At 59.4% G+C, this 6,621-nt stretch carries 8 protein-coding genes; 4 read left to right on the top strand and 4 right to left on the bottom strand.

Annotation, left to right across the window (positions count from 1 at the left end; genetic code table 11):
- The first annotated feature begins 233 nt into the window (after positions 1 to 233).
- The 3 genes from ACIQCY_RS16145 to ACIQCY_RS16135 are packed head-to-tail and all read left to right on the top strand — an operon-like array spanning position 234 to position 2,212.
- On the top strand, positions 234 to 611 hold the full coding sequence (locus ACIQCY_RS16145) for a DUF6221 family protein (protein WP_400484870.1): 378 nt from the start codon (positions 234 to 236) through the stop codon (positions 609 to 611).
- A 48-nt stretch (positions 612 to 659) separates the two neighbouring features.
- Positions 660 to 1,382: an SOS response-associated peptidase gene (locus ACIQCY_RS16140; protein ID WP_158505490.1), complete on the top strand. Its 723-nt coding sequence runs from the start codon at positions 660 to 662 to the stop codon at positions 1,380 to 1,382.
- A 2-nt stretch (positions 1,383 to 1,384) separates the two neighbouring features.
- The gene (locus tag ACIQCY_RS16135; protein ID WP_158505491.1) at positions 1,385 to 2,212 is read left to right on the top strand and encodes a hypothetical protein; all 828 of its coding nucleotides are present in this window, start codon (positions 1,385 to 1,387) and stop codon (positions 2,210 to 2,212) included.
- 273 nt (positions 2,213 to 2,485) lie between these two features.
- On the opposite strand, the gene ACIQCY_RS16130 is transcribed toward ACIQCY_RS16135, so the two are convergent.
- The 4 genes from ACIQCY_RS16130 to ACIQCY_RS16115 all read right to left on the bottom strand — a co-directional run bounded on the left by ACIQCY_RS16130 (position 2,486) and on the right by ACIQCY_RS16115 (position 5,446).
- A complete protein-coding gene (locus ACIQCY_RS16130; RefSeq protein ID WP_158505492.1) occupies positions 2,486 to 2,953 on the bottom strand; it encodes a hypothetical protein in 468 nt (155 codons plus the stop codon).
- Between the two features lie 13 nt (positions 2,954 to 2,966).
- On the bottom strand, positions 2,967 to 3,869 hold the full coding sequence (locus ACIQCY_RS16125) for a nucleotide-binding protein (protein WP_158505493.1): 903 nt from the start codon (positions 3,867 to 3,869) through the stop codon (positions 2,967 to 2,969).
- Between the two features lie 145 nt (positions 3,870 to 4,014).
- Complete coding sequence (locus ACIQCY_RS16120; RefSeq protein WP_400484869.1) at positions 4,015 to 4,149, bottom strand: hypothetical protein; 135 nt, start codon at positions 4,147 to 4,149, stop codon at positions 4,015 to 4,017.
- A 175-nt stretch (positions 4,150 to 4,324) separates the two neighbouring features.
- Positions 4,325 to 5,446, bottom strand: a complete 1,122-nt coding sequence (locus ACIQCY_RS16115) for a DNA sulfur modification protein DndB (protein ID WP_158505494.1) — start codon at positions 5,444 to 5,446, stop codon at positions 4,325 to 4,327.
- Between the two features lie 430 nt (positions 5,447 to 5,876).
- Here ACIQCY_RS16115 and ACIQCY_RS16110 point away from each other — a divergent pair, with 430 nt between their 5' ends.
- On the top strand, positions 5,877 to 6,458 hold the full coding sequence (locus tag ACIQCY_RS16110) for a recombinase family protein (RefSeq protein WP_400484868.1): 582 nt from the start codon (positions 5,877 to 5,879) through the stop codon (positions 6,456 to 6,458).
- Positions 6,459 to 6,621: the final 163 nt, after the last annotated feature.

Here is a 6,621-nt window from a genome sequence, read left to right as displayed (position 1 = left end):
GTTGCGCTGTCATCGTCCGGTGCCGTCCTCATCCTCTGCCGTCCCTCGTGCAGGCTTAAAAATAGAACACAGCTTCGATTATTTGGGAAGTCGCCTGAGACCAGACGCGGTAGGAGAATGGCGCCAGTGCCTGACTCATTTACTCATTTACTCAAATACTCGTTTGAGTAAATGAGTCTGATGGGGCAGCGACATTCTGCCGCAACCCCAGCACTGGATCGTAGGCTCACAGGATGGACGAGCTCGCCGCCTTCATCCTCTCCCGCGTCGCGGAAGACCACGACCTTGCCTACCAGGCACTCCACGACCCAGGAGCCGGCGGGATCCTCGGCGTCAACACCAGGAACTGCCATGCGACCGACACGGGTCGGTCTGTCGACGTCGCCGGCCACGAGCTGCTGCTGGATCCGCTGGCCTGCCACAACATGAACCAGAGCCCGGAGAAGGTCATCGCGGACTGTGTCTCGAAACAGCGCCTGGTCGCTCACGTGCAGAGCATCGATTGGGACTACGAACCGGCAGGGGAGCAGGACTACATGCGCACGATCCTCGAGCTACTAGCTCTACCTTGGCGAAACCACCCTGACTACTCGCGGCACTGGACTGCCTAAGCAGGGGAGGGCGGTCGAAGTGTCTGTTTCGCCGGGCAGAATGGCGGTATGTGTGGACGCTTCGTCATCGCCGGAAACAAGGCCGCTATCCGGGACGCGTTCAGCGTCGATGAGACCTTCCAGGACGACCTGAAGCCGTCGTGGAACGTGGCGCCAATGCAGGGGATCCCGTTCGTGTCCGAGCAGCTGCGCGAGGGTGAGCTGGTGCGCCGCCTCGAGATAGCCCGCTGGGGACTGGTCCCTGTCTGGTCGAAGGAACCCAAAGCGGGGGCGAGGATGATCAACGCCCGGAGTGAGACGGTCACGGAGAAGCCGTCTTTCCGCACGGCGGCCGCCAAGCGACGGGCCCTGGTGCCGGCGAACGGGTACTACGAGTGGCAGAAGAACGAGGATGGGACGAAGACCTCGCACTACCTCCACGGCGAGGACGAGGACCAGCTGCTGGGCTTCGCCGGCCTGTACGAGTTCTGGCCCGACCCCGCCAAGCCCGAGGACGCCGAGGACAAGTGGCTGGTCACCGCCACAATCCTCACCCGCGCCGCCCACGACGCGCTCGGGCACATCCACGACCGGACGCCAGTCATCATCCCCAAGAATCTGCAGGATCAGTGGCTGAACCCGACCATGACCGAGCGGGGCCAGGTGCAGCACTTCATCGACACCATCCCCGAACCCAGCCTCGTCCCGCGGATCGTCGGCAAAGAAGTCGGATCAGTCCGCAACAATGGGCCTCACCTAGTCAGGTCGGCGGAGTTGGATGAGGAGAGCTAGGCGTGGTTGATCGGGAGGACGTAATAACGAGCAACCGCGAGACCCTCGAGGCATTCGTAGCGCGCAGTCGGCGGGTTGATGCTCATTCCTTGATGTCCAACCCTGCCCATGTTCAGGCACTATCTACGGGGCAAATCAAGTTGCGGGTGGTGCCACAGACGGGGGAACAGTTTCTTGTGCAGGACCTTCCAGTCGAGGAAGTGTTGGAGTCAGCTGCAGCGCGGCTTAGACCTCTGATCCTTCAGGAGGATCCGGTGTACTGGGGCAGGGCACTCAACGCCATCGGGTATTTCTTGAAGGACAGCCAGGACCAAGAAGCGAAGGACGTCCTGGCGGAGATGAGACGACTCTGGCAGGAAAGGGTCGCACCGACGCCTGGGAAGGAGCGGGGCTACTTCCTGCAGATGAGACGGGTCGGAGGTGATAGCACGTCAACTATCGTTGACACGGATCTAGGAATGTCTTGGTTCTATGGCGATGTCGTGCATGCAGACAAGAAGAGACGGGCTGCAGGAGCGCGTTATGGCATTACTGAGCGGTTCAGAGCAGCAACGATGCTCGTCGCGAACGGGCTTATCTGCAATCACCTCACGCTCCGCTTCATCAGGGACCTCAAAGATGCTGGCCTACTTGAACTGTCGGATGAGGTGTTCACGGAGGAAGTGACGGTGACGGAGACCCACTTCGAGCAAGCAGCCAAGTTCTATGTTGGCAAAGCTGGCACGGCTATGCCGGAAGACATCACCGGTACCATCCCCGCCGGGTTTGAGGAGTTTGACCCTGAGAAGCATGTCCCTACGCGAGGAGCTGGTGACGACCAAGGCGGTTAGCTCCTAGGCGCTGTGGCGGTGGGGTACACCCCACCGCCACAGCGCAGAACGGTTCGGTTGGTGTGTGACTTTTCGTCAATATGGCGGGGTTCTGAACGGGTGATTGGCGGGGTCAAAAGTCAGTACAGCGTCTGGTTGGTCCGGCTGGGGATCCCGTTCCGGGCACTTCCACGTGCCCTACAAACGAGACCCGAAAATGGTGGTACCGCCCCTAGATTTGCAATGAACACCTCGTTGCGCGGCAAGTGACTGTTTCGATCGCCAGTAGGTGGATTACGCCGTGAACGCTGAACCACACACGAGGCAGTGCACCTGCTTAAGGTTCTCCTCGGGAACCTTAACCGGTTCGTTAGGGTGGCACGGAGGCTCAGCAATTATCATGTCGTCTGGTTCAGCAAGGGCGTCAGGAGTATCCACCCCGAGAGAGAACGACCGATTGGGTACGAGCTTCATCCCCTTCATGCCCTTGAACATCTGCTGGACTGAGTCCTGAACGAAACGGTCCACCGCGGGGCCACTTACACCTCGCATGTACTCGACCTGACTCGGCGTCCACCACTGGTCCGTGTGCGCGGGCACACCGCATAGTGGGCAGAAGTATTGATCGACAGCCTCGGCGTCTGGACCGCCCTCTTGGTGGCTGAACCACTTAAATTCTCGCTCGCAGTTTGGGCATTCTCGCCGGAGAAAACCGTCAGAGTCGAGTGGGAGGTTCACGGGCACCCGAATCTCATCATTCATTAGTTGGTTCCTTTCAGCTATTGGTGTCCAAGAAGATTTCTTGCGTAATCTGATCGCCCGCCTCGCTACGTGCGGAGATTGTCACGTCGAATACGTCCTCGAGGTCTGGGCCGCCAAACATTCGTCCCATGCCCATCACATCGATAGTTACAGCTCTGCCCCCTCCAGGAATCTTCTTGATCACTCGGGTGTCCTGGAGCTTAAGCCCTGCGTCTTCGGGCAACGACACCTCGACGTCGAAGGCTGTTTCTGTGCCGCGGTTGATAATCTGCAACTTGTCGATGCGGTTTCCGCCCTTATTGAAGTACTTCACATCGAAGTCGATCGGTTTGCGGGTGTTCGTGTTCGATGGAAGTCGGCGGCCGAGCGGAATGCCATCACCGGGAGGCGGGGGTGGTGTGAAATCTCCGGTTGTGTGCCAGTCGACGCCGCGGAGATTTACGTCGCATCCTGCGGTTTCAAGGCGGGTCACCAGTTCTTGACGAAGGGCAGGATCGTTCGTCAGTCGGATGGCATGCCGGCCCGCGACATCACTGAAGGGGCGGACGTCGCCAACCTCGACCAACACGGTGCGGCGAGGATCGCGGCCTAACGCCATACCCGCTTCGAAGAGCACATTGGGTCGGGCCTGCGCAGCCGGCTTAGTCTCTGGGTCGTTGGCGCGGCCGTACTGAGGCTGTAAGTATGCGATTTCATCGGGAGTCATCAGCACGACGATTGCCGCGGCGTAGGAGAAAGCCGCGTCGAGCACCTGACCGATATAGGGAGACCCTTCTCCGGTCAGTCGCACCGCTTGGCTCCACTCCATAGGGGAGAGGTTAATGCTTCGAAGGAAGTCGAACATCGCCTTTCGTAAAAGTTCGTTGCGTCCATGCACCACGAACACCGATCGGGCGTCCACTGATCTTTCCGTCATTCCATTCCTTAGTCATTGCACTGCGGTTTACTGGTAAAGGACGACTGGTGCTCATGCCAACGCTTTGTCGCTTCAAGTTGAGAAGTACTGATCGGTAGCAAGACAGCGGCGCCCCCGCAGGTCGTTGCAGGGGCACCCGCGCGTGCTACTTCTTGCGCTGTGACAGCGCACTAGCAGCGATGCTCTTCGTTCGGTTCGAGGAGCGCCCGTCAGCGAGAGCCTTCGAGGCCTTCGACGCAACAGACTTGCTGGTCACCCGGTTCTGCGACTTCTTAGCCATGCGAAATACTCCTTCCCCACCCACGTGCGGTACCTTCAAGAGTCCACTGCCAAGTGACTCCGTGCCCTCTCGAACGACCTCGAGGGGGCACGACCAATATTGGGAGCTTGCGTACCCGTGGGTGCGGGCAGCAAGGTCAGGCCGGCGGCCTGTACAAATTTGGGGTAAGGGCGCGTCATTCATCGTCCTCAGGTGACAAGCCCATCGCCGTGCGTAAAACGCGTGTCGCAGCCCGTCGTGCTGGGAAGCTGTTGCGGGTGCTGAACTTTCCTGCAGTTCCTGACGGCGTAACAACACCAACATTTCTCCAGACCGGATTGTCGATCGCGAAAATGTCCGGACCCGTCGCCTGCTGCAACTTTGGGAAGGCCTCCTGGGGGTCGACACCCTCGGCGTACATCACCGACATCGCTCCAATGAGGCCGAAGATTGCAACGGCCGTCGACGAGATCGAGTTTCGACGGTAACTCTGCCTGGCGGGAGTCGAGAGCTTCCCAAACTCGGGTCGCACGTCGACGAGAGCATCCCACGCATCAATCAACCACTCGGACTGCTCGTCCAGATCGGCGGCTGTAACCGGGCCACCCTTCCAAAACGACTCGATCGCCTTGCTGATGGTGTTGAATGCCGTCAGCTTGTGCGAGCTGGCCGACACGGAATTGGAAAGAACCTCTACGTTGTCTTGGCCGAGGTGAGGGCTGTGGTTCACCAGACGGCGTGCCAGCTCCTGCTCCTGCGTCTCGGAGTACGCGTACTTCGCGGTGGAGTCATTGACCTTATCGCCGCGGGTGTTGTAAATCGTTGCGACCTTCTTAGCGTCGATGTCATTAAGCAGCCAGATGCGGACTTGGAACCGGGTGTCGAGATTGAAGCTCGCCAGCGGGTTCTCAGCGGCCGAAAGAATCGCCTTGATTCGTGAGAGGGAATCGACGGCGCAGTCGAGAACTCCCTCACGTATGGTCAGGCAGGTGTCGCCAGTTTCTTCGTCATTCCACACCTCAGACTTGGCACGGTCTGGATTCAGGCGGACCGAGATGTTGCCAATAATTGCGTTGTTGTCCAAAAGCTCACGCGTCCACTTCTGGATTTTCATTTTCGTCTTGCCAGTCACCTGGTCACGGTTGTGCTCTGGCCTGATGTTGCCTGTAAGTGTGAGCAGTCCCGAGCGGTAGAGATCCACGAGATAAGCGCCGGTCATTTGGCACTCGAAGTGCGAGCCACCGGCATCATCCACGACGCCAACATTTCGAATCTCCAACGGCAACGTCAGCCCGTCCGAGTCGATCACCGATTTCATACGGATCCACCTCCTACGTGTTCTACGTGTATTCTAACACAACTACGTGTAGATGGCGGGACCTACGTGTAGGTTCGCTTGTGTTGTGCTCGGGCTACCTTCGGTAGCCCGTAAGCCGCCCCCCATCGGCACACCCACGCCCGACCTCGAGCTGACCGCCTCGTCCTACTCGCTACAGGCGGTCCCATTCCCGTAAGACCTGCCCGACTTAATGCCCGGTGAACATCCCCTATGCGGAACACCGAAACGGACCGCGGGGCCCGTCTTCGTGCGTCTCATAAACCTAAAGCTTTCTGAGACAACTGGACCCACCCCGCACGGAACAACCAATTCCTCGAGATTCCGGGCCTCCTTTTGTCTCGGAAACTTGTCTCACTGGGTTTCGTCTTAGAAGTCCTCGCATTCGGGGTTTATGAGTCAGAATGGCGGGATGAGGCATCTCGGGTACACCAGAGTCAGCACGTCCAGCCAGGACGCGCAGTTGCAGCTCGACGCACTGGTCGCTGCAGGCGTGCACAAACGTGATGTGTTCGCTGATGTGACCTCGGGGACAAGGGCCGCGATTGAACGGCCCGGCATGAAAAAGCTCCTCGAGTACGCCGACGAGGGCGACACCGTCGTGGTGTGGCGCGTCGACCGACTCGGCCGTTCCCTCATCGACGTCCTCAATACGGTGAATACGCTCCGCGACCGCGGCATCCTTGTCCGATCCCTGTCGGACGGGATTGACCCGACGACGTCGACCGGACGGCTGATGCTCAACATGCTCGCCACCTTGGCCGAATACGAGCGGGAGCTGATCGTGGAACGCATCAATGCAGGCATCGCCGCCTCTAAACAGAACGGCACGAAGTTCGGTCGGCCAACCATGAATCCGAGGGTCGTCGCGGACAAGCTTGCCATCGCCGCCGATGCCCGGGCGAAGGGACGCACCGCGGAGGAAGCTGCCCGACTCGTCGGGTGGAGCCGAGCAACGCTCTACCGGCACCAGCGCGCTTCTGCACGACTCTGATGACCTAGTCACCCCTGAGGGCAGGGCCCCCGGCGCGCCGCAATGACCCACTTGATGCTCTTTAAGGCGTGATCCGCTGCAGCTGCGACTCGCTACAGCAACCACCAATGCAGCACTTGCACTTATTGCAGATATGGCACATGCTGGATACAAGTGAAAAAGG

This window comes from Arthrobacter sp. NPDC092385 (assembly GCF_044755105.1).
GTDB lineage: Bacteria > Actinomycetota > Actinomycetes > Actinomycetales > Micrococcaceae > Arthrobacter_D.
The sequence above is the reverse complement of the archived record's forward strand: the minus strand, read 5'-3'. Positions and strand labels throughout refer to the sequence as shown.